Annotated in this window: 20 protein-coding genes and 1 tRNA gene; 7 read left to right on the top strand and 14 right to left on the bottom strand. The window is 38.5% G+C overall.

The window, feature by feature from the left end; genetic code table 11:
* The first annotated feature begins 12 nt into the window (after positions 1–12).
* Together AC6H0V_RS15645 and dcd are read left to right on the top strand one after the other, a co-directional pair.
* Positions 13–1,143, top strand: coding sequence for a hypothetical protein (locus AC6H0V_RS15645; protein WP_497561133.1), 1,131 nt, complete (start codon positions 13–15; stop codon positions 1,141–1,143).
* Positions 1,140–1,754 carry a dCTP deaminase gene (gene dcd / locus AC6H0V_RS15640; protein WP_497561132.1) on the top strand — a complete coding sequence of 205 codons (615 nt, stop codon included), beginning with the start codon at positions 1,140–1,142 and terminating at the stop codon, positions 1,752–1,754. The genes AC6H0V_RS15645 and dcd overlap by 4 nt, the downstream gene beginning before the upstream one ends.
* Before the next feature lie 44 nt (positions 1,755–1,798).
* Here the strand turns inward: dcd and AC6H0V_RS15635 are convergent, their stop codons facing one another.
* A complete protein-coding gene (locus tag AC6H0V_RS15635) occupies positions 1,799–2,014 on the bottom strand; it encodes a helix-turn-helix transcriptional regulator (protein ID WP_497561131.1) in 216 nt (71 codons plus the stop codon).
* A gap of 432 nt (positions 2,015–2,446) precedes the next feature.
* Here AC6H0V_RS15635 and AC6H0V_RS15630 point away from each other — a divergent pair, with 432 nt between their 5' ends.
* Positions 2,447–3,376: a HEPN domain-containing protein gene (locus AC6H0V_RS15630; RefSeq protein WP_497561130.1), complete on the top strand. Its 930-nt coding sequence runs from the start codon at positions 2,447–2,449 to the stop codon at positions 3,374–3,376.
* A 7-nt stretch (positions 3,377–3,383) separates the two neighbouring features.
* The gene (locus AC6H0V_RS15625) at positions 3,384–3,965 is read left to right on the top strand and encodes a hypothetical protein (RefSeq protein WP_497561129.1); all 582 of its coding nucleotides are present in this window, start codon (positions 3,384–3,386) and stop codon (positions 3,963–3,965) included.
* Positions 3,966–4,106: 141 nt separating this feature from the next.
* On the opposite strand, the gene AC6H0V_RS15620 is transcribed toward AC6H0V_RS15625, so the two are convergent.
* The 10 genes from AC6H0V_RS15620 to AC6H0V_RS15575 form a co-directional block, all read right to left on the bottom strand.
* A complete protein-coding gene (locus tag AC6H0V_RS15620; RefSeq protein WP_497561128.1) occupies positions 4,107–5,075 on the bottom strand; it encodes a DUF5712 family protein in 969 nt (322 codons plus the stop codon).
* A 1-nt stretch (position 5,076) separates the two neighbouring features.
* On the bottom strand, positions 5,077–5,652 hold the full coding sequence (locus tag AC6H0V_RS15615; protein WP_497561127.1) for a BfmA/BtgA family mobilization protein: 576 nt from the start codon (positions 5,650–5,652) through the stop codon (positions 5,077–5,079).
* A gap of 184 nt (positions 5,653–5,836) precedes the next feature.
* Positions 5,837–6,115, bottom strand: a complete 279-nt coding sequence (locus AC6H0V_RS15610) for a hypothetical protein (RefSeq protein ID WP_497561126.1) — start codon at positions 6,113–6,115, stop codon at positions 5,837–5,839.
* Between the two features lie 21 nt (positions 6,116–6,136).
* Entirely contained in the window at positions 6,137–6,412 is a 276-nt protein-coding gene (locus AC6H0V_RS15605) for a helix-turn-helix domain-containing protein (RefSeq protein ID WP_497561125.1), read from the bottom strand.
* Positions 6,413–7,374: 962 nt separating this feature from the next.
* Entirely contained in the window at positions 7,375–8,199 is an 825-nt protein-coding gene (locus AC6H0V_RS15600) for a hypothetical protein (RefSeq protein WP_497561124.1), read from the bottom strand.
* Positions 8,200–8,240: 41 nt separating this feature from the next.
* Positions 8,241–9,965, bottom strand: coding sequence for a DUF262 domain-containing protein (locus AC6H0V_RS15595; RefSeq protein WP_497561123.1), 1,725 nt, complete (start codon positions 9,963–9,965; stop codon positions 8,241–8,243).
* Between the two features lie 280 nt (positions 9,966–10,245).
* Positions 10,246–10,887, bottom strand: a complete 642-nt coding sequence (locus AC6H0V_RS15590; protein ID WP_497561122.1) for a nucleotidyl transferase AbiEii/AbiGii toxin family protein — start codon at positions 10,885–10,887, stop codon at positions 10,246–10,248.
* The gene (locus AC6H0V_RS15585; protein WP_497561121.1) at positions 10,845–11,348 is read right to left on the bottom strand and encodes a DUF6922 domain-containing protein; all 504 of its coding nucleotides are present in this window, start codon (positions 11,346–11,348) and stop codon (positions 10,845–10,847) included. The genes AC6H0V_RS15590 and AC6H0V_RS15585 overlap by 43 nt, the downstream gene beginning before the upstream one ends.
* A gap of 245 nt (positions 11,349–11,593) precedes the next feature.
* Positions 11,594–12,934 (bottom strand): site-specific integrase, encoded by a 1,341-nt coding sequence (locus AC6H0V_RS15580; protein ID WP_497561120.1) that lies wholly within the window; start codon positions 12,932–12,934, stop codon positions 11,594–11,596.
* 199 nt (positions 12,935–13,133) lie between these two features.
* Positions 13,134–13,205: transfer RNA gene (locus AC6H0V_RS15575), tRNA-Arg, on the bottom strand.
* 129 nt (positions 13,206–13,334) lie between these two features.
* Here AC6H0V_RS15575 and AC6H0V_RS15570 point away from each other — a divergent pair.
* Positions 13,335–13,595 (top strand): hypothetical protein, encoded by a 261-nt coding sequence (locus tag AC6H0V_RS15570; RefSeq protein WP_497561119.1) that lies wholly within the window; start codon positions 13,335–13,337, stop codon positions 13,593–13,595.
* A gap of 64 nt (positions 13,596–13,659) precedes the next feature.
* Here the strand turns inward: AC6H0V_RS15570 and metG are convergent, their stop codons facing one another.
* Positions 13,660–15,768, bottom strand: coding sequence for a methionine--tRNA ligase (gene metG / locus AC6H0V_RS15565; protein ID WP_497561118.1), 2,109 nt, complete (start codon positions 15,766–15,768; stop codon positions 13,660–13,662).
* Between the two features lie 38 nt (positions 15,769–15,806).
* Here metG and AC6H0V_RS15560 point away from each other — a divergent pair, with 38 nt between their 5' ends.
* A complete protein-coding gene (locus AC6H0V_RS15560) occupies positions 15,807–16,706 on the top strand; it encodes a S66 peptidase family protein (RefSeq protein WP_497561117.1) in 900 nt (299 codons plus the stop codon).
* An 81-nt stretch (positions 16,707–16,787) separates the two neighbouring features.
* Positions 16,788–17,195: a DoxX family protein gene (locus tag AC6H0V_RS15555; protein WP_497561116.1), complete on the top strand. Its 408-nt coding sequence runs from the start codon at positions 16,788–16,790 to the stop codon at positions 17,193–17,195.
* 10 nt (positions 17,196–17,205) lie between these two features.
* On the opposite strand, the gene AC6H0V_RS15550 is transcribed toward AC6H0V_RS15555, so the two are convergent.
* The gene (locus AC6H0V_RS15550; protein WP_497561115.1) at positions 17,206–17,583 is read right to left on the bottom strand and encodes a DUF6968 family protein; all 378 of its coding nucleotides are present in this window, start codon (positions 17,581–17,583) and stop codon (positions 17,206–17,208) included.
* Between the two features lie 146 nt (positions 17,584–17,729).
* Entirely contained in the window at positions 17,730–18,491 is a 762-nt protein-coding gene (locus AC6H0V_RS15545) for a polysaccharide lyase family 20 protein (protein ID WP_497561114.1), read from the bottom strand.
* Positions 18,492–18,493 lie beyond the last annotated feature (2 nt).

The following is an 18,493-nucleotide window of genomic DNA, read 5'->3' as shown; positions in this document are numbered from 1 at the left end:
ATTTAGCCTAAAATGCTCCCTGTTAAACGCCTCTTATATCTTCAGCTTTATCAAGCGGAAACACTAATCTCAAGCTCAAGAAAATATTATTTTTCCGACAAGCATAAAGACCAATACCTAAATACTCTGGTTGAACTTTTTAATAAAATTAAGATAAGTATCGACGAAAATCTTGATGATTCAAAAATATTCGAGAAAAAAAACCACTTAGACTTTATTTTCAAAAGCTTGGAGTTTCTAAAGGATAGCACTTTAAATACAATTCCTTTTGAAGTAATTGGATGTTTGGACATAGCAATGAGCGACTGGATCGATCCTGAAAAATTTATTATCGTCACTAGCCTTCAAAATAACTTGTATTCGTTTAGCTATGACTTGAACTACGCGAAAAAAGATATATTCTATCAGTCTCTTGCAACGGAATATGGAATCGTCTTCGAACGAAAACTCGTTCAGATTAACCTACCGTTAAGTTTGTCTAAGGATTATCTTTCATCCGTTGCTTTGTATCATGAGTTGGGTCATTTTGTGGATCTGCAACATTCTATTACCTATGCTGCTGAATATGAAATCTATTCAAATAATTTTGGTGATAAGAAAAGTCTTGAGAAATATTTGCCCATGTTAAAGAATACAACTTATGATCGATCAAAGTTGTATTATCACCTTGGTGAATATTTCTGCGACTTATTTGCAGCCCAATATATTGGCGAGACTTTAGGCCAATTTTTAGAATATATCACTGGCAATAGTGCAACGGATAGCCTTACTCACCCAGCCACAATTAATAGGATTGAAGTCATTCGCGACTTTGTTAATGGCAAAGACAACCCTGTGGTTGATTATTTACAATCTGTCATTGCATTAATCACTGGAAAAAAGCTAGAAAACCGATTCGATAGAATTACATCTGACGACTTTTACAAGCTTGTGCCTTATAATATCGAAAATGATCGACAACTACATGGAACCATTGTGTATGGTTGGGATGTATGGATGGAAGATTTCAAGAAGTTTAACGACGGAATGGGGTATGATGTAAAATTACCAGAAGGAACCGTTTATCGGGTAATCAATAATTTAGTTGAAAAGACTATTGCTAATTACTTCACAGTACAAAATTGGAAAAATAGTAAGGCATGAGCAGTATAATAACTTCGGAGGCAATTAAGAATCTTATAAAAGATGAGAAGCTAGTTATTAGACCCTTGCTTGAGGAAGACCAGATAACTTCAATCGGAATCGACTTCCGGTTAGGAGGCAATTTTCTGGTATCCGTCCAAGGCAGAGACCCGCTTATCAATGCATCCCTTAATGAAGAATTTGGCAAGGGCAATTCAAAGCACTTTTTTCAGGAAACAAGACGGCAGTTAGGAGAAACTTTTATTCTACATCCAAATCAAACTGTATTGGCTACAAGCTTGGAATATGTTAAGCTGCCAGAAAATTATATCCTAGTTTTGTGTATGAGAAGTTCCTATTCTAGATTGGGGTTGACTATGTCTACGATTGCCCAACCTGGGTACTGCGGATGCCTATCTATCGAACTTACAAATTACAATAACAATCCTATTAACCTTTCTATCGGGGCTCGAGTATTCCAAGGTCTATTTTACGAAACCGATGAGGAAACAAAATATTTTGACAAATCTAGAAAATACGTATGCAATGTTCGCCCAGAGCCTTCGGCAGTCACAAACGATGGTGATTTAAATGTTTTAAATAAGCTTTGGAGAAAGAATAATCATATTTGATTATTAAAATCGCATCCTTTTAGCTAACTTTTACTACGCTATATTTAATGGGTTCTTTTGTTTGAAACTAAGAGTTCCCCAGCCTCAACATCCAAATATTTGGCTACCTCAAACAATTTCTTAACCGATGGCTGGGCAGAATTAGTGCACCAACTGGAAACGGTTTCAGGTGCAATCTTAAGCGCATCGGCCAAATCCTTATTAGTCCTTCCCTTTTCTGCTAGTACTGCTTTAATACGATTATAAACTGTTTTACTCATATCAGAATGATGTATAACAAATATAGTACTCGAAAAATAATCGAATTCATCTTTAAAACAATGTAATATGTCAATGTTAAAATGTTTTTAACAATATAATTGACGTTTTACATTATTATTTTATACCTTTAACAAAAGTTATATAAACTTAAATATTATACTTTTGTAATTCTAAAAGTGAAAATTAGGATTGCATACGAGCCTCGCAGCTAAATCTGGTAAATTTAATCTCAGCGAGCGTAAGTGTAGCATCCATCACCCTATAAATAAATAGGGCTGGTGCTCGCTTATGTATGTTGTTGAGATCCACTCCGAAAGGATTGGTGGTTTACCAGAACCAAGCTACAATGTACTAAGTGAGTTGCCAGCCCTATTTTTCGTAAGCAGCCACTTATTGAGGCTTATTTAATATGAAAATTAAATGAGATCAATATGGAACCAAACTTATCGCCCGACGAAAATCACGCAGCATATTTCAGAGAGTTTATACTGAGACTTGCTCAAAAATTTGAACCACTTCAAATCTTCAGCTTTTCTAGAAGTAGCTCCACCCACGCTGACGATGGTTGCTTTAGCAATAATCTAGTTTCTTTCCGTTGCAACTACTGTCTATTGTTGGTTACAGAAAGTGCTACCCGAATAGATTATGAGGTACAGGACTTTGTCAATTCACAATACAATCAAGGACTGATAACAGTTATTTGCCATGGTGAGAAAACCATTTGGGAAGCAATACAGGCAAACAACCGCTTTTTTATTTCGGTGTTTACCACTGGAGAACTTCTCTATAGTAAAGACGGCATAACCAGTGTACCTTTTATCCCATTATTTATTCCTACAAATGCTGCCTCAAAAGCATTTAAACATTATTGCCATAGACTACCCCTAGCGGAAGGCTTTCTATTATGCGCATCGGAATGTCTAGAAAAAGAGCAATATGGGATAGCTGCCTTTATGCTCCATCAGGCAGTAGAACAGACCTGCATTTGCTTGGTCAGGGTTCATATCGCCTACCGTTCGGAATTCCACAACCTCCACCGACTATTGCGGCTGTGCCTATGCTTTTCTAACCGTCCATATAAACTATTACTTTCCACACCAGAAGACGAAAGACTGTTCGATGTAATGGCGAAAAGCTATTCGGGCGCTCGCTATAAAGATGATTTCTCAGTATCAAAACCAGATGTAGAAACGCTGTTTCAACGAACGAGGTCTTTTATTGCCTTGGCAACGGAGATGTGCGAAGCTAAGATAGAACAACTCAAACAGCAGGCCGCACATTTTGAAGGCATGGAACAAAATCAACCATACCATACCGAAACCGTAAAGAACAGAGATGCCGAGGTTATACAAAGCAATTGATAAAGACATGAAAGAGCACTCAATCAAACTACCCAAAAATAGGCTTGTCTATCTGGACAATGATGAAATAGCTGAGCCGACCAAAGTAATACACGACTTTTTTAGTTCTTCATGGCTAACAGACCATCTGAAGACGTTGAAAGAATGGCGAAATGAAGCTGCCTTTGAATCCGTTGGTTGTCAAGGCAGGAATCCAGTTGCCATACTCTACGGTCATGAACTAATTATAAAACTCATTGAGGCAGCTTGGCTTTTAAAGGACAGGAAGCTAGGCGGGATTGGCATCAAAGAAAATGAGGAACTTTCCAAGTTGTTTATAGAAATGGAACGGAAAAAACTCCATGATTATCCGCAACATCTCACCACACGCGAACTGATGAGACCATCATCTGTGCTTAAAGAAACATTCCAGCTCCATAAGCTTCGTAACTATAGAAAGATACTTAATATCTGGCTATATGATTCGCTCAGCACTACATTCATGGAAGAAAGCCTTTCCAAATCCGAAGTGATCATAGTGTATGAGCAACTAGTCAAACTTTTCGAAGCAATGTGGCTGATCAACGAGCGTATCAAATCCAAATCTTAACCAACTACTCCCGTCAGTTTACAAATGGCGGAAAAAGCAGGCAACCGCCAAAACTTTTTCCGTAAACACCAGAGCAAAAACTGCTTCGGCCATGCGGGCGGGGTTTTTGCAGGCCGCAAATGCGCGAGGGGGAAAATTGGACTAACGACCAAGGCCATGACCTTGTTCTACTTGCTGTTTTCTTCTTTTCCTTTCAGCCTGATCAAAGGGGGTGATATACGGTTCATTCGAGTGCGCTGGTTCCATCATTACTTTAAGAAATCCATCGATCGTTTTACCCACATCTTTCAACATATCGTTAATTGATGTAAATCGATCTTTGCCCACTTCTCTTGCAAGTTCGTTTCTGATGTGCCTTGCCCTATCCTGTTGTGGAGCTACACGTTCCAAGACCCTTAGCTGTTCTCTCTGCAATCGTGTCCCGTTCTTTTGGGTGTTCGCATAGGCCAGCATTTCCTTAAGCCCCCTTTCAAAGCCGAATATTTTATCGAACAATAGTTCACCAAATTGTTTGAAAGCAAGCCTGTTGAACTGCCCCAATTTTTTGGAATGGACTTCGTTCTTCCCTTTTGAATTGTTCATCGGACTAAGCTTGATCTTATTGGTAATATCCTTTCTGCTCACGATAATCTGGATATGCAGCTGCTCCCCCTCCTTGGCCTCACCACGTTTCTTGGTTCCATTAATTACTTCCCTGTCCTTATAAGTGTAATAACGATGGTTTTCCATTTTGCCGAACCAAAGCAAGTCTTTTGAACTTTCAATGCCAGTACGGTTAAAGTTTCTTGCGTATTCGTCCATTACCCTAACTGCGAAACTTTTCATGGCAGCTGCCATATCTTCGCCAAACTCCCGTTTTAAGTGGGCGATTTCCCTTTGGCTCGGACTGATATTAACGAGAAAGAACTTGGTATCGTTTCGGGAAAGCTTTGCTACGTTGCTGTCCAATGCGTGCTTTACGCGGTACGACTTGATGTCTGCTCTTTCACCATTGAACCAAAGCTCTTTTTCTTGGTCGAAAAGCCTGTTCTCCTTGTCGAGATAGTGCACGAGCTGTCCGCTAGAATCCTTATTGTTTCCCGATTCGCTGCTTGTGATATTGATGAACATATTAGAGGTTATTTACCTGCCTGATGGTTTCGGCTACCAATTGCTCCCTCTCTTTTGCGTTGAACATGACATTAACCTTCTCCCTTGAACTGATATAGTTGTTGAGGATGTAAAGGAAACTCTCCTTCAGTTCCTTTTTAGTGTTAATTTGTCCGTCGAAATTGTTTATCAAACGGTGCAGCTCCACAAGGTATTTCATCTGTTTTTTGTGTTCGTCCACACGCACCCGATTGGCCTGCAGAACCTGCTCATCAAAAGCTTCTAGGATTTCTTCCTGCTGCTGCGATACCTCACCAATTTTTTCGTTCATTGGCAAAAGGAAGATCTTTTCCTGTGTTTTCAGAAAGCCCATTTGGTTCTGTGCATTCTTTAGGATTGAACTTTTCAGCATCTCATCGTTCAGGTCTATAGGATCCTTTTTAGTTCGGTAAAAATAATCGACCATCTGGGCGAACACCAATGTTTGCGGCCTGCCCAGTTTAGCAGAAAGTTTCTGCAGCTTATCATGTACCGCCAATGAAAACCTGATGGACTTTTCTGCCGCTTTTGCAGTTTCTTCTTTTGCTGATATACCCATAAGTATATTGATTTAATGATTTCCGTCACTTTAAAAAAGGAGAAGTATACCTGGAGTATACTTCTAACCCCCGTAGCGCAGCGCAGGGCAAGCAAAGTAGGGCGCAGCCCAACTTCCGCTTGCTCCTTTTCTTTTTGGGAAAAGGACTGCACGATGCAGACCAGCGACAGTGCAAAATGTAGGTCTAGAGAATCGAAATCCTGCTTGCTCGGATTGGGTCATAGGACGGCGAATAGGTGATATAGCCAAAGGCGACCAGTTCCGACATGCATTTGTGATAGGTGCCGAGTGATTTTATCCGTGAATATTGCATCAGCTCTCTGCGACAGACCTGAAATTCTGCTTTCGCATCGTCGCTGCTATAAAAGAAAATGGCCATGAAAAGCGAAAGATGGGTCGGAAAAAGTCGTTCGTCGGCCGCTGCTTTCTTTATGAAGTTATCTACTGGAAATGAAAGTTTCATAGGATAGGTTTTAGTTAAACATTATTGACCTAAGCGGTTTTGCTCTATCATGTTGTTAATGTCCTCACGCTTATAAAAGAACATTTTGCCAACAACACTATAGCGGATGGTTCCATTAATCCTGAGCGTCTGTAATGTTCCCGCCGAAATCCTGAGGAGCTTCCTCACATCTGCCGTTCGCAGCCAGTCATTGTTCTCATTGGGAGCACTAATTTGTTTAAGCGTCCTTTTCATCTCTGCGAAAATTTCAGTTTTAAACTGATCGAGATCTTCTTTCGTGATTAGGTCTAATTTCATAGTATCTAAATTTTACGTTTTACATGCTTTGTCTTTCCATTTCATTGGTTCGTTTCAAAATTAAAATGGCGGGTATTCACTTTTGGGCAATAACCTCGGTTATAACCTTACATTTCAAATGTCGGCAAGCCAATAATTTTGAACACGTCAGTATCACGGTAGGTACGTGATTTTCCTGCTCTTATCAGGATGTGAATTTAGAAAGGATGAGGGGCGTACTTTGACAAGTACATAGGGAGGCACTATTAATAATGTAGAAAGGTATGCCCAGACTCATGGGGCGAAGTGAACCAATCTCTAATTAACTCTAATTAAAAATCCGTCTTTAAGGCCACATTAGTGGCTTTTTTATTAAAAAACTACAATAGATTTTAAGCTAATAACCAATTACTATTAGAGTTTAATAGTAATTTGAATTTTTTGCTCTTCCTCTAGTTTATAAAGGGCCGCTAACATTTGGATTCTAGCTATCCGTTCAGGTGTGCACTGGCTATGAATCTCTTGTGCTCGTTTATTAGCCAATTCCTTTATCTCATCACTCCATTTGTGTCCATCGTTTGGGGCGATGGTTGCATCGAAGTCTGCTCTGTCATTATTCTTAGAAGCACTCATATAGAATTTCAAGTATTAGATGTTAACAGAATGATAAAATTAATCCCTACTTAAATATAAACATTAAAATGGATGGTTCAAAGTGTTTTATCTCATTCAAACATTCGGCAATAAAACCTAATTACTGTCGAATGTTTGAGTAAATTTTTAGGTCAAATAAAAAATAATAACTAGGACATCAATTAATAAACTACTCAGCAAAAAAGGATAGGCTCTTTGGAGAAAACACAGGACAGAAGTATTATTGTTAGGCGGCTATGGGAAGCTGACGGATTATGAAAAGGCATAATTCGAAAATGATTCCTGCTAACTTGCAAAAATCTTTCTTAGGCATATTAATTCTATATGATTTAAAGGTCAATATATTCAAATAATTTTGCGACAAATTTTTGCGGTGCTCCATCTTCATTATAAGAATCTATAATTTTGGTTAAATTCCCTGCAAGAGATGTTCCATTAAGAATATATTTCCCAAGCTTATCTAGTGAAGATTTCGCATCATTTTTCTTTTCATTTTTAAGATTATTTAATATTTCATTAAGTGAGTTCTTTATATCTTCTAAATCCGTTTGTCCAAGAATTTTGTTAACTATTTTTAAATCTTCATTCGTAATTTCATCGATTTTTAAAAATTCATTACTAATAGAAACATCGAAAAAATCATCTGCATAAATACTTTCACCTGATGGAAATGAAGTGTTGGATACCCTTTTTGCTTTACATTTAAACCCGAAGCAAACATTTTGATGTATATTAAAAACTATTGCACTTCGTTTTGCGTGTTTATTATATAGAATCTGGAATTGACCTTGAGCATTAGATGTAAATTGTCCAGATAAACCAATTGGAATGATAGGTTTGTCTTTAAATTTTAAAACGTCTGGGATGTAATTTTTTGGAAATAGTATTGCGATCGTAAAACCACCCAAGACAGCGTAATCATCTGCGAAAATAATTTCATTTTTTTTTACGGAGATTCTAGTTTCAGCCCCCGGCGGCCTAGTAGTAACCTTTACCTTATCACTTTCGATAATAAATGGGAAATATTCAGAGTCCGCCTGCGTAGAAGCCCTACGATTTTCAAACATCCATTGAATGTAGTCTGACCTTAAAAGATGGAAGTCTGCTTTCCCATCATCTTCTAATTTTTGAATTAAAAGATATTTTGTAAACATATTTATAAAATTATTTGATGAGCAAATGCTTTAACACTAGTCTATCTTTTCCATCTAGTTATCGCCCAGTTAGCAATAGCTTGATTCCTTGACCTTATAGAACTTTCATTCCATATACTATATTCATCAGTTAATCTTCTGCCTGATGCATACATAGAGTCTTTTGATATAGCATCATTTTTTATGTCGTATAAACTTTGAGATAAGACTTGATTCATTTGAGAACTAAGCGGAATAAGATTCCCCCATGTATGCACAAGTTTTTCATGTAGTTCTTTAGTGAATATTTTCTCCCAGTCACTTGTTAGTTTCTGGGGCAAGACATGCTCTATCCATGGATTCGAAATCTCTGGGAAATCTGCGTTTAAAGACTTCTCGTATTCTAGTATCGCATATTTAGCTATATGCCCAGAATAGATTGACCGTGATTGAATTGAGTTTTTAAACTTTTCGTCATCTGGCCACTCCACCGTTGACCGTTTGTTTATAGAGTTAAATAATTCTTCCCTGCTCGGATTATTTTTAATATTGTTCCATAATGTTCTGAACATTACAAGTAATCCGGTAGGCTCAATTCCACATAAAGCTCTTCGCACCAAAAAAGATTCAATTCCATCCAAAATTTCAATAGTTAATCTAACATCAAGGGTTTCGTTTTTATACTCTTTCAACACTTTCATTAAAAAAGGATAGGTTGAACTTGGATTGTTTGCCTGACGAAGGTTTTTTAATCTTTTGACTATGTCTTTATCGTAAAAACTTGGAAATTGATTTGCACATAAGGCTAAGTATTCTTCAGAATACTCATCTAACTTTTCTATGATATCTTTTGGGTCAAAACTCTCTTTTTTCCAAATTTTTTGGAGTTCCAAAAATAAATCGGCATTCTTTGTTCCTGGCTCATATATTATAGAAAAAGGGAAAAAATAATTATCGAAGTGATCTCCCAGCTTCTCTCTAAATGGCAACCAATAGTCTCTATGAATGGCGAAGGCCTCATCAGGTTTTTCAGATACTTTAGAAAACACCTCGTTTCTAATTAAATCGCCTATCCCAATAGGAATACCAGGATCATTAAGACCTTTAAAAACGGTTGTAGCATTTGAAGGGTCGCGTAGAAGAATAAAAACAAATGTCAGTTTTGTAGTTGCTGCCTCCACTAAATTTTGGATATGCTCAATACCGAAATCGTTATGGCGTTTTTGGAGAATTTTTCTGATCCTATCAAATTGATTTGTTAGTTTGCCATTTAGTTTTCCAGATGGTTCTGGAAGTTTTGTTTTAGCCCCCAGCCAATCTGACAATTTACCAGAATTAAATAACTGCTTGTAGATTGTATTTAATTGGGCTCTATCTGAATATGACGTTATTAGCTTAGTATTTGAACTATTCTGCCACCAAGTTAAAACTAGACTAGTATTTACCAAACCTGTTGCATAGTCGTCATGACCATTCTTTGCCGCAATGAATGCTGCCGCTACGACCAGCAGATATAAAGTTGTAAGCCTTTGTTGGCCATCAACTAATTCAAAAATCTGTGGAGCTGCGGGGTTCGAGGCTCTTCGTACACCTATGACAGCACCTAAAAATCTATTAGCATCTTCGCCATCAATGACAGCATCCAACTCATTTAGCATTCTAATTAACTGTTTGTCTGTCCATACATATTCCCGTTGAAATAACGGTATCTGCAATTGAGCAGATTGAGAAAGTAGCTCGTGAAAGCTCATCTCGTGAGTATTGTCCGTAACTTTAGATTGGTTCATTGCGAGTAGTTAAATTCCAAGCAATTTAATATTTCGAGACGACAATTCTTCTCGTTTAGAGAAAAGTTATTTCAATATTGCTTAATTAACAAGACATAAAAGATAGGAAGCTGTCATGTGTTTAAAAAAAAGCACCTACTTGGATAAACATGTGCCATTTTGCGTAAAACTTTCAATTTGCGCCTGATAAAGATCGTAAGGTTACATACCCAATCCCCGATCACGATTCTTGTCCTTACTCTTTTTCAGATCAGGATAGTTAGTCTTCTCTTCTTTTAGATTAGGTTCTAGAATTCACTGACTTCCTTCCATGTTCAGCCATGGTTTGTTTGATGCTTGCTTCTATATCTTTCCATTTTAACTTGGAATCCATTAGCATAACTGGAACGCTAAGGTCAATATCATTATGGTATAAGAGAGAAGACCTTGCTGTATTGGCGTCTACATTAGGATATTTTTCACAATAATATTTGAGTATATCCTCCAATGATATTTCCTTAAGCAGATAATAAATATCAATAAAATCTTTAATCCTTTGTCCGCTATTAACAATTGCATTGATTTTCATTGCTGAAATATCAGCATTGGACATCATTCTGATTCCCTCTATGGTTTCGATAGGTTTATTGGACGGATATTTATGTGAAATAAAATCGAAATCTACCTCTCCGATGCTTCCACTAACATAATTTGCTTTGTGGTGTTTTACAACTGCATCGTAATTGTCTTTGAGATATAGGGCGAGCGCATCACCATCAAAATCTACAGAGCTGAATAGGTCAATGTCAATGGATAGCCTGTGACCAATCCTCAGCGATAATGCTGTAACACCAACAAGGTAAAATGAATTAAGTTGCTGATCTTGCATCAGCCTTTGAATTAAATCCAGTGTCCCTGGTGTAACTGTTTCTTTGTGTAACATCTAAGTTTTTCCTTTCTCAACTGAAAATATTTACAAACGGCTTCGGTGGTCATGTCAGAAAGGTAGGTGATGTCATTTTTAAGCGCCTTGATTACATTTTCTCTTCCGTAAAACTTGATCATCTCTTCCCAGTCTTTAAAGTCGCCTTTATCAAGCACTCTTTCGATAATGGTCCGATAGCTTCTGTTCCAATCCAACTTGTCAAAATCAAAGTCCCAGAATAACACCTTTGGCAAATCTGGCCGTTTAACCTTCTGAATTAACGGCTGCCTTTCGATTCTGATATCATCGTTTTCAAATGGAATTTTCTTTTTGGAAAGATAGTTGCTCAAGGTATGGTAGTTATAACTAGGGTAGCTATCACAAAATCCCTTAAGACTGGAAAACACATCTACATCGGTTCCTGCAAACCGTTTCCATTGTACTACAACCACTCGCTTATTTAGTTCCTTTAACATCATACAAATCTAAAGAACATACCTATAAATGCCTAATATTTTTAAATATTTGTCAGTTTATGGTTTTACACCTTCACTATCATTACCTTTTGCTCCCTCATTTGCTACATCTTTTTCTTCTGTTTCTTTCTCTTGTCCTCTACAAAAGCTCCGTTTCCATTTGCTCCCTCATTTTCTCATCTTTGCTCCCTCATTTACTAATAAGAAGACGGCTTCGCACAGCTTCCATTTAAAAGAATGATTACTTCCTAACGATATAGCCTGATCACCTTCGTCTCCTCCCTATTTGACCAATCCTTTTTTGCTTTCTCGTCCAACTTCTCCTGTAACTGGCTCATATCTTCCGCAATCTTCACGTCCAATATTTTTGCATAATGCTGTGTGGTAACAATGCTCCGATGTCCGAGCATTTTTGATACCGTTTCTATGGGCACACCGTTGGTCAGCGTTACCGTTGTGGCGAACGTATGGCGAGCCATGTGGAACGTGAGGGTCTTTGTAATGCCACAGGCATCGGCAATCTCCTTCAGGTAACTGTTCATCCGCTGATTACTGGCTACTGGCAACAGAAGCGACCGAAATGCACAGGAAGGATGGTCGCGATAAATATCCAATATCGCCAAGGCCTCATTCAATATCGGAATCCGAGATGGCGTATCGGTCTTTTGGCGCTTGATGAAAATCCATTTCTTGCCGTCCTCGCCTATTCCGATTTCATCTTTATTGAGCTTCTTTACGTCGGCATAAGACAGGCCTGTATAACAACAGAAAACGAAGATATCTCGAACATGTACCATTCTATCTATGGTGAATTGTTTTGTGCGGATAGCTTCCAGTTCATGTGATGTCAGATACTCACGTGGCGATGGCCTAGCCGTAAGCTTTACGAACAGGAATGGATTTTCGATAATCCATTTTCTGGAAAGTGCCAAAAGAATAATCTTCTTCAGGTGCTTTAGGTATTTGTCGGCAGAAATGGGAATACAGTTTCTGTTGTTCCTCAGAAACTTTCTGTACTCGTTGATAAAATTGACATCGATCTTTCGGATCTGGATATCCTCGCTCTTATACTTCTCCAGAATGAACCGCTTCAGGTGCGAGTGGGTGCTCCTCCAAGTCTTCAAGGTATTCAAACTAAATCCGTTCTCCTTTCCGATTTCGTTCTGCATCTCGAGGTTGTGTTCCGCAACAACATCCAATAGGAACTTGCCGCTACTTCCCCTTCCCAAAAATTCGTCCTTAAGTTCTTCAGCTGTATAGGAGATTTCGTCCTTTTCCAGTTGGCTCTGGAGGGCCTTCAGCTTTGTCGAAATGCTATCGATATGTCGGTTAAGTTCGATTGCCTCTTCTTTGTTGCCCCTCGCTTTTTCCTTTTTCATGTCCCAATTAAGGGGGTCGATATCGCGGCTAATACCTACCTCACTCCGCTCTCCACGCACCGTAATCCTCAGATAAACAGGTACGTTACCAGATTGATAGTTGCTTCTCTTCTTAAGATAGAACAACAGGCTAAATTTCGTTTTCATAAAGTGCTCACCAGAAATGATAAAAAATGTTAAACAAATGTACCTTTGGAGGCCTAAAAACACAAGATGTTCGATGTTAGAACATGTTGATATTCAATTCGTTAAACCATTTCTGGTGAGCACTTTTGATTTTTCGGATTTGCTCACCAATTGCTCACCAGAATGGGCTAAAAAGGGGGCAAAAACCGGGTTTTTCTGAAAAAACAAAAAGCTGTAAATCATTCATTTACAGCTTTTTAGTCTATTTTGTTACAAAAGGGTGTGGTCCCGACGAGAATCGAACTCATATCTAAAGTTTAGGAAACTTCTATTCTATCCGTTGAACTACGGGACCAAATTATATTCAGATTGAAGATTTACGTTTTGGAGTATCTATCAAACTAACGGGCGCAAATATATAAAATTATCGGTGTTTAAATCATTCTAATGTTGTAATTTGATTTGCATACATTATATTAGATCAATGAAAAAATTCTTTGGTGTTCTTTTAATTGTTGCAGGATCTTTTCTTAGCCTTGCTACTTTAATATCAAATCTACCGCTCTTATTCAAAAGCTTTTTTTCCTTATTACACGATCCTAGCGCATATACATTTGGCGGCTTTATTGGGGCAATAGTCATATTTCTATTGCTTATGGCCTTAGCGCTCTTTTTGATCGTTAAAGGTGCAAAATGGGCTAAAAGCACAAAAACTAAACAGACTGAACCTTTAGAGGAATACTAAGGGCCTCGCGAGATTCCGACCTTTCGCTTCGCGGATGATCCTTTTCCATCTTACATCATCCATCTTACCTTACAACACTCCCATTCTCAAACTTTCCGGTAGGTGCAACAAAAGTTAATTTGCCTTTAGAATCTTCGGCCATTAGAATCATCCCCTGAGATACGATGCCCTTTATTTCTCGAGGTGCAAGATTTACCAATAGGCTTACTTGTTGCCCGATAATATCTTCGGGTTGATAATATTCTGCTATGCCAGAAACTACAGTGCGTTCATCCAGCCCCGTATTAACGGTAAGTTTTAAAAGCTTTTTGGTTTTATCCACTTTCTCTGCAGCAACGATGGTGGCAACGCGGATATCCATGGCCCCAAAATCATCAAATTGGATATTTCCTTTTGCCGGTACCAGCGCCGCATTAGCTGCTTCATTAACCGTTTTGCTGTTGTTCAATTTATCGATCTGTGCCTGTACCTCATCATCTTCGATTTTGCTGAACAGCAGTTCGGGTTCGTTTAACTGGTGACCTCGTTTCAAGAGGTTAATCGAACCTGCATCTTCCCACATGTGACCGCCATAATTTAACATTTTCATCAACTTATCAGCAGTGAAAGGTAAAAATGGTTCAATCATTATTTCGATGTTCGCCGCAATCTGCAGGCTAATATTAAGGATGGTCCTTACCCTATCTTCGTCGGTTTTAATGGCCTTCCAGGGCTCAGTTTCCGCTAAATATTTATTACCCAAACGAGCAATGTTCATCACTTCGCCCAATGCCTCCCTAAATCTATAATTCTCTATGGATGAACTGATTTTTGCCGGAAAGCTCGCCAACTCATCAATTACAGCCTGATCCTGATCGGTGATTTCCATTATTGTAGGCACCTTACCATCAAAATATTTATGGGTAAGCACGGTTACACGATTAATGAAATTCCCCAAAATGGCAACAAGTTCATTGTTGTTTCTCGCCTGAAAATCTTTCCAGGTAAAATCATTGTCCTTGGTTTCTGGGGCAGTAGCGGTTAACACATAACGCAATACATCCTGTTTGCCTTTAAACTCTTCTAAATATTCATTTAACCAAACAGCCCAATTTTTAGACGTTGATATTTTTTGACCTTCAAGATTTAAAAATTCGTTTGCGGGTACGTTATCGGCTAAAATATAATCGCCATGCGCCATCAGCATTGCAGGAAAAATGATACAGTGAAACACAATGTTATCTTTCCCGATAAAGTGGACCAGCTTGGTTTCTTCATCTTTCCAATATTCTTCCCAATCGCATTTATCAGAATCTATTCCAGTAATATAATACTCTTCGGCCTTGGGATTCCACACGTCTAAAGAAGCATAATTACACAGTTCTTTAGTGGCCGAAATGTAACCGATTGGCGCATCGAACCAAACGTACAATACCTTTCCATCAGCCCCTTTGATCGGAACTTTTACGCCCCAATCCAGATCTCTTGTCATAGCCCTTGGCTGCAAACCAGCGTTTAACCAGCTTTGACATTGTCCATATACATTTGGGCGCCATTCTTTATGACTTTCAATATATGTTCGTAATCTATCTTCATACTTATCTAATGGTAAAAACCAGTTCTTGGTTTCCTTACGAACAGGTGGCTCGCCGGATAAAGTAGATTTTGGATTGATCAGATCCGTTGCATTTAAGGTGCTTCCACAGTTTTCGCATTGATCGCCATAGGCATTTTCGTTGCCACAACGTGGACAAGTACCTGTGATGTAGCGATCTGCCAAAAAAGTTTGTGCTTTTTCATCGAAGTACTGCTCGGTAACCTCTTCCGTAAAAACCCCTCCTTTATAGAGCTTTTCGAAAAAGCGAGAAGCCGTTTGGTGGTGGGTTAAGGATGAGGTACGGTGATAAATATCAAATGAAACCCCAAATTCTTTAAAGGAATCGCCAATAATCTTATGGTATTTATCCACTACTTCTTGGGGGGTAATGCCTTCTTTTTTTGCTTTTAAAGTAATAGGGACCCCATTTTCATCAGAGCCGCAAATAAATTTTACGTCTCTTTTGTTTGAGCGTAGATAGCGTACATAGGTATCAGCGGGCAAATAAACACCTGCCAAGTGTCCAATATGCACGGGACCATTGGTATATGGCAAAGCTGCCGTTACGGTATATCTTTTAATTTTACTGTTATCCAAAACTATTTTTTTATTTTGCCAAAGATATTGATTTATGCATGATTAAACAGCCACCTTATTTAAAAAACAACGACAAAATCGCAATTGTTTGTCCAGCTAAGTTTTTGCCCAAATCTATCGATGCGGCTGTTATTACCTTAAAGGGATGGGGGCTCGACGTGGAGATCGGTGAAACGGTTGCTGGTTCGTTCCATCAATTTTCTGGCACAGATGAGGCGAGGTCTGAAGATCTGCAGCGCTATCTGGATGATCCTAGCATAAGGGCAATTATTGCGGCAAGGGGCGGCTATGGCACCATACGCATCGTTGATGAACTTGATTTTACAGAATTTAATAAAAATCCCAAATGGCTGGTGGGATTTAGCGACATCACCATTCTGCTTTCGCATGCTTTTGCAGCGCTTCAAACCCAGAGCATCCATGCACAGATGCCCTACACTTTCGACAGCAGCACGCCAGTTGCACTTGAAAGTTTAAAAGATGCACTCTTTGGTAACCCCATTACGCACTGCTCCCAAAGCGGATGTGAGAACCGAGATGGCAAGGCCGAAGGAGTGCTGATTGGTGGAAATCTAACCCTGCTTATTGCAGTAGAGGGTTCTGTTTCTGAAATGGATTATGAGGGCAAAATCCTATTTTTAGAAGACGTAGGTGAGCATGAATATGCAATTGACAGAATGATGCGCATCCTTAAAAGAAAAGGTAAACTGAATAAATTAAAAGGTTTAATCGTGGGCGCCTTTAATGAAATAGAAAAAGAAAAGATTCCTTTTGGGCAAACGCCCGAAGAAATAATCTGGGAGCTGGTTAAAGAATATGATTATCCGGTTTGTTTTAATTTCCCTACCGGGCATATTGATGATAACAGAGCGATGATACTTGGAAAAACGGTAGCTTTAACCGTAAACCAACAGAATGTTGAGCTTAAATTTTTATAGCGGCATATGGGCGTTTGGACCTATGCCAGCCATGCGCTTAACGCCAAATGCTAATCATGTTGAACTTAAATTTTTATAACGATGGCAATTTTTGATAGTTTAGGCAAGTACCGCAATACGGGATTGCTTATTTTAAGATTAGGTATAGGAGCCATGATGATGGTTCATGGCCTCCCGAAAATTATGGAAGGACCCGATGGTTGGGCAAAGCTTGGCGGAAGCATGGACGTAGTACACATTAACTTTTTGCCTACTTTTTGGGGTTTCATGGCAGCGATAACCGAAGGCCTAGGTGGCTTTTTGCTGATATTGGGATTATTTTTCAGACCAGTAAATATGTTATTGGTTATTAACATGGTTATAGCCGCATTGGTGCACTTCAATAAAGGTGATGGTATAAATGGTGCAGGACATGCAATGGAGTTGGCTATTGTATTCTTTGGTTTAATTTTTATAGGTCCTGGGAAGTATAGTATCGATAAGAAATAAGGTTAACGTATCATTTTCTTTTTTTCATCCATTGTCGTTCTTTTTTTAGCATTTCCTCAGGCGTATCTGGTAGTGGAAACCCAAGTCTTCGGTCTTTATTCCACGTAATTTTATTGGGATATAGTGGTTGATAGTATAAGGTCATTAACGCCCCGATCATACTTAAGGCTAACTCAATAGACTGAACACTATCTTCTCCAAACGCAACCTGAACATTTTCTTCCCCTATTCCGCATATGTTAAATGGGCAATAGTATCCCCCGCCCGCTAAGTCCTTTCGTGGTTTTCCGATTTTTATATTTATTTTATTTTGTATACCGTTATTTAAGAATTCTAATTGGCGCTTTGCTATTACAATACCAAGCGTGTACTTTTCTATTTCATCCATTATTAAATATAGTGGTTTTCTAATTATACGATAGTATTACCTCGTCAGAGCGGGTCAATTTCCTAATAATTTTGGTGTAATGGTTCATCATAAAAATGCCGCGTTCAAGCCACAATGTCTTTAGGTTCATCATTGCTTTGTATAGCTTATTCAATTATTTCTTCCTTATGGTACTCATCTATATAGATTGTCATCGGTTCTTGCATCAGATCCCTATACAAACCAGTTTTAAAATAAAAGGTCCCAGGTTCATTATAGCCGTTTTTGGATGAATAACAAGTCACTCCTTTAAAGTTAATAATCTGCTTCTCGTTTATCCAGGCCTCAATTTGCCCGTTTGCCAGCCTCGAAAATCTTACTTTAATCTTAAAATCGAGCCACTTATTCCTTATCTCGTCTGTAGTTTGATAGATCGTTGTCTTTCTTCCGGTATCGGTTTGAAGAGTAATAAAGAGCTTCCCAGAAACATACCGTATGGCTATTGGCGGATTATTGTTAGCACAGGTATCTGTTCCACAATTTTGCTTCCATTGTGCAATTACCAATCTCACGGGAACAATTGGAAAACTATTTGGAAGAAAAAGACTGAATTTATATTCATATAATTTTCCTTCGTTAGAATAATATTTTTTTGACTCCCTTAATTCATCACGTTCTGTATCGATAGTACCTTTAGATCCGGGCTCAAAAACGTCCCCTGGTTTTAAAGTTATCTTAGCCGCATAATGCCCTTTTCGAACAATTTCTGTTTGCATTTCAAGAGCACCCTTAACCATACGGTCTTTTGTCCATAACTTACTAAGTTCTGTTGTCTCAAATCCGTCGTAAACATTTATCTGAGCTTGACAGGATGCAGATACAAATAAAGACAGGAAAAGAACAAGTCTATTTTTTTTGATGGTAAGCATTT

It is taken from the genome of Pedobacter sp. NO84, from assembly GCF_059703915.1.
The sequence above is the reverse complement of the archived record's forward strand: the minus strand, read 5'-3'. Positions and strand labels throughout refer to the sequence as shown.

Excerpts from the sequence above, each read along its gene's own strand:
- AC6H0V_RS15600 (WP_497561124.1), bottom strand. The coding sequence starts at position 8,199 with ATGTTTACAAAATATCTTTTAATTCAAAAATTAGAAGATGATGGGAAA.
- AC6H0V_RS15545 (WP_497561114.1), bottom strand. The coding sequence starts at position 18,491 with ATGCTTACCATCAAAAAAAATAGACTTGTTCTTTTCCTGTCTTTATTT.
- AC6H0V_RS15560 (WP_497561117.1), top strand. The coding sequence starts at position 15,807 with ATGATTAAACAGCCACCTTATTTAAAAAACAACGACAAAATCGCAATT.
- AC6H0V_RS15570 (WP_497561119.1), top strand. The coding sequence starts at position 13,335 with ATGAAAAAATTCTTTGGTGTTCTTTTAATTGTTGCAGGATCTTTTCTT.
- AC6H0V_RS15605 (WP_497561125.1), bottom strand. The coding sequence starts at position 6,412 with ATGAAATTAGACCTAATCACGAAAGAAGATCTCGATCAGTTTAAAACT.
- AC6H0V_RS15625 (WP_497561129.1), top strand. The coding sequence starts at position 3,384 with ATGAAAGAGCACTCAATCAAACTACCCAAAAATAGGCTTGTCTATCTG.
- AC6H0V_RS15550 (WP_497561115.1), bottom strand. The coding sequence starts at position 17,583 with ATGGATGAAATAGAAAAGTACACGCTTGGTATTGTAATAGCAAAGCGC.
- AC6H0V_RS15610 (WP_497561126.1), bottom strand. The coding sequence starts at position 6,115 with ATGAAACTTTCATTTCCAGTAGATAACTTCATAAAGAAAGCAGCGGCC.
- AC6H0V_RS15615 (WP_497561127.1), bottom strand. The coding sequence starts at position 5,652 with ATGGGTATATCAGCAAAAGAAGAAACTGCAAAAGCGGCAGAAAAGTCC.
- dcd (WP_497561132.1), top strand. The coding sequence starts at position 1,140 with ATGAGCAGTATAATAACTTCGGAGGCAATTAAGAATCTTATAAAAGAT.
- AC6H0V_RS15635 (WP_497561131.1), bottom strand. The coding sequence starts at position 2,014 with ATGAGTAAAACAGTTTATAATCGTATTAAAGCAGTACTAGCAGAAAAG.
- AC6H0V_RS15585 (WP_497561121.1), bottom strand. The coding sequence starts at position 11,348 with ATGATGTTAAAGGAACTAAATAAGCGAGTGGTTGTAGTACAATGGAAA.
- AC6H0V_RS15630 (WP_497561130.1), top strand. The coding sequence starts at position 2,447 with ATGGAACCAAACTTATCGCCCGACGAAAATCACGCAGCATATTTCAGA.
- AC6H0V_RS15555 (WP_497561116.1), top strand. The coding sequence starts at position 16,788 with ATGGCAATTTTTGATAGTTTAGGCAAGTACCGCAATACGGGATTGCTT.
- AC6H0V_RS15595 (WP_497561123.1), bottom strand. The coding sequence starts at position 9,965 with ATGAACCAATCTAAAGTTACGGACAATACTCACGAGATGAGCTTTCAC.
- AC6H0V_RS15590 (WP_497561122.1), bottom strand. The coding sequence starts at position 10,887 with ATGTTACACAAAGAAACAGTTACACCAGGGACACTGGATTTAATTCAA.
- AC6H0V_RS15645 (WP_497561133.1), top strand. The coding sequence starts at position 13 with ATGCTCCCTGTTAAACGCCTCTTATATCTTCAGCTTTATCAAGCGGAA.
- AC6H0V_RS15620 (WP_497561128.1), bottom strand. The coding sequence starts at position 5,075 with ATGTTCATCAATATCACAAGCAGCGAATCGGGAAACAATAAGGATTCT.